This window comes from Bacillus sp. mrc49, assembly GCF_002803435.1.
In genome coordinates, this window is the sequence record NZ_PHNG01000002.1 from 1 (window position 1) to 3,562 (window position 3,562).

The 3,562-nt window shown below is 40.8% G+C and carries 4 protein-coding genes; all 4 read left to right on the forward strand.

All coding sequences use genetic code 11. From position 1 onward, the window contains the following. On the forward strand, positions 1–1,151 hold a 1,151-nt coding region (locus CVN76_RS00055), incomplete at its 5' end, for a sensor histidine kinase (RefSeq protein ID WP_100530053.1). A gap of 279 nt (positions 1,152–1,430) precedes the next feature. After that, on the forward strand, positions 1,431–2,414 hold the full coding sequence (gene miaA, locus CVN76_RS00060; protein ID WP_100530054.1) for a tRNA (adenosine(37)-N6)-dimethylallyltransferase MiaA: 984 nt from the start codon (positions 1,431–1,433) through the stop codon (positions 2,412–2,414). Positions 2,415–2,417: 3 nt separating this feature from the next. Further along, positions 2,418–2,651 (forward strand): RNA chaperone Hfq, encoded by a 234-nt coding sequence (gene hfq, locus CVN76_RS00065; protein ID WP_034313436.1) that lies wholly within the window; start codon positions 2,418–2,420, stop codon positions 2,649–2,651. A gap of 410 nt (positions 2,652–3,061) precedes the next feature. Next, on the forward strand, positions 3,062–3,562 hold a 501-nt coding region (locus CVN76_RS00075; RefSeq protein ID WP_157805366.1), incomplete at its 3' end, for an AAA family ATPase.

The window sequence follows — 3,562 nt, forward strand, 5'->3', positions numbered from 1 at the left end:
AGGCCTATGAGCGATTTCTCGATAACCAAGTAAAGAGCCGGGAATATAAGGATATTAAGGCTTACTTAGAAGATGCAAGGGAAAAAATCGGGGCTTTGTATGTTTACACCATCATGGTCGATAATCCCAAAGTGTCAAAAGCTATGATTACTGGATTTTCTAGAGATCATAAAGGGGATTTTCCCATAGGCGGAGTGTGTACCGTCCCTCCAAAGCAGGTCAGACAGGCCTATCAAGGCAAAAGCTTCATTACCGGGATACTGGATGATCCGGAGTATGGCGATTATTTGACTGTGGGGGTGCCAATCAAAAATAAAGAAGGCTCCATCATAGGCTTTTTAGGGATTGATGTAAGTGCCGAGAATATAAACTCCATTAATGGAAAGGTATTAAGAAGCAGTATTGCCATCCTCGTTTACAATGGAGGCTTTGTTATCATGCTGCTGGTTACCTTTTTTGTCGTTCAAAAGTGGTATCAAAAAGAACTGACGCGTGAAGTCGGGGATACGGAGGATACGTATCAATCGGAATTTCAATCGCTCATAGCTTCAGTTCGTTCATTAAGGCATGATTTTTCCAATCATATTCAGGTTATACATGGTCTCCTTAAATTGAAGGAGAATGATAAAGCCCTCGATTATTTAACAGGTCTATCAAAAGAGGTGCATTCCCTCGAATCGATGAAGCTGGATGTAAGTCATCCGGGCCTGTCTGTACTGTTGGAGACAAAAAAACTCTCGGCCCAAAATTATAACATCGATATTGAAATCGATGTTTCACCTAACTCGTTTAACAGGGTGAAAACGATCGATTTGATTAAATTATTGTCAAATGTCATCGATAATGCCATTGAAGCAACGGTTGAATTGCCAGAGAATGAGCGTCGAATGAACATTGCCTGCATAGCTGATGAGGAAAAGTATACCTTTAGGATCACGAACACCGGGCCTATGATAGCGCCCTTCGATCAGGAAAATATATTCATTAGCGGATTTTCAACCAAAAAGCCACAAAAGGGCAAGGTTCGCGGTCAAGGTTTATTCATCGTAAAAGACTTGGTGAACAGATATGATGGAGAGATCCTGGTGCAATCGAATGAGAAGGAAACTTCTGTATTGATGATGATACCAGTGAATGGGAGACCGATCTGAATGGACTAAGAAGGCAGGTCTGTGCACCATGCCGAAAAAGGATGATTGCTGAAGTAGCGGAATCATCCTTTTTTGTGTCTTCATTCAAAGAATCCCCCTAGATTCCGCTTAAACTCCAGCTATATGGAAGGGCTCCATTTTACAAATGTTTCTTGAACAGATTTCACAGGAAGGAGGAATGAATAAAACAATGGGAAATGGACAGAATGGGTAGATGTTTAGCTGCTTTCAACGAGATTATGTTAAGATAGGGAAAAAATCATATAAGGCAGTGAGAATGTGAAACAACAAAAAGGAAAGCTTCTCGTTATCATTGGACCGACTGCTGTTGGCAAGACTAAAATGAGCATTGAGATGGCTAAGTTATTTAATGGTGAAATTATCAGCGGCGATTCCATGCAGGTATATAAAGGCATGGACATAGGAACTGCAAAGATCAAGACGGAGGAAATGGAAGGCATTCCTCATTATTTACTTGATATCAAGGAGCCGGATGAACCTTTTAGCGCCGCAGAGTTTCAGGAGCGTGCAAATGCTTGCATAGAGGATATCCATGGCAGGGGGAAGCTCCCTATTATCGTTGGCGGAACAGGATTATACATACAATCGGTGATTTATGATTATCAGTTTTCAGAAGCACCGTCCGACCTTGAATATCGAGAAGGTTTGGAAAAACAAATAAGAGAGTCAGGAATCGATCCGGTTTTTGACGAATTACGGAAGGTTGATCCTGAAAGTGCGAAGCGGATTCACCCTAATAATGTAAGGCGTGTAATCAGGGCACTTGAGATTTTTCATTGCACAGGTAAAACGATGAGCGAGCAGCTCGATGATCAGCCGACGGAATTAAAATATGAGACGTGCATCATCGGCTTGACGATGGAACGTGAAAAATTATATCAGCGTATCGATCAACGAGTTGATGGAATGGTAGATGAAGGGCTGATTCATGAGGTTCAGTCATTTTATGATCAAGGTTTGAAGGATTGCCAATCCATTCAGGCCATAGGCTATAAAGAAATTTATGATTATTTTGATGGAAGGGCTTCAGTGGATGAGGCGGTCGAGACTTTAAAGCAAAATTCCCGTCGATATGCAAAAAGGCAATTGACTTGGTTCAGGAATAAGATGGATGTCATCTGGTTTAATATGACCGATCTAGAGGGATTTCCGAAAAAAATACATGAAATATCTGGATTTATAGCAGGAAAGCTTTTCAACGAAGGCGAATACATAAATTTAGAGAGAAAAGAGGAGGACTAATACATGAAACAATCAGTAAATATCCAGGATCAATTTCTTAACCAATTACGAAAGGACGGCACCTATGTAACGGTATTTTTATTGAATGGATTCCAAATCAGGGGGCAAGTTAAAGGGTTTGATAATTTTACGGTATTATTTGAATCGGAAGGCAAGCAGCAATTGGTCTATAAACATGCCATTTCTACATTCGCTCCACAACGTAATGTTCAAATTGATTACGAAGTGAAGGAATAGTCATATATATAAGGATGTGAAAAACAGGTTTCGCCAATGGCGGCCTGTTTTTTTGTATGCACTGCTCGTTTTTTCAAATAATCGATAATGTTACGTACGTGTTTTGAATATATATCTAGGGACGATTATTTTCCGGGAAACCGCAGGAATTGACAATTCCCCGTTTAAACGGGCGAATTGGAAGGAAGTTTGTCGGAATATAGTTTCAATGGAAGAATTCAGTCGTGATCATGCACCGTTGAAAAGGAAAGCTGGCATTTTACCCTGGCATTTTCTGAATTCACGAAAAGAAATAAGGGAATTTCCCGACGGGGGAAAGTTTCGGCTTATGTTACATAAGCATTCCCATCATAAATCGGAAAAAGAATGCAATCGTGGAGTCAAGGGTCCAAGATGGAGAGGTGAATGCATTGGAACAACCGATCCGTATGAAAAATAACGGGCAAATCAATATCGTGTTTAATGCGGAAAATAGAAAAACGCTACAAAAGGATCTGCCGATAAAAGAAATTTTGGTACAGGAAATACCTCACCAGCATGCAGCCCTGAGGGAAATCGAAGAGGAGCTGAAATCGCTGGTCGGAATGGAAGAAATGAAACGGATGATCAAAGAAATATATGCGTGGATCTACATCAACAAACAGCGCGAGGCTAAAGGAATGAAGACTGGCCGTCAAGCATTGCATATGATGTTCAAAGGAAATCCCGGAACGGGAAAAACAACGGTTGCGCGTTTAATCGGGAAGTTGTTTCAAAAAATGAATGTACTCTCAAAAGGGCATTTAATCGAAGCGGAAAGGGCGGATTTAGTTGGAGAGTATATCGGTCATACTGCCCAAAAAACGAGGGATTTAATAAAGAAAGCCATTGGCGGGATCTTATTCATCGATGAGGCATATTCCTTGGGAAGG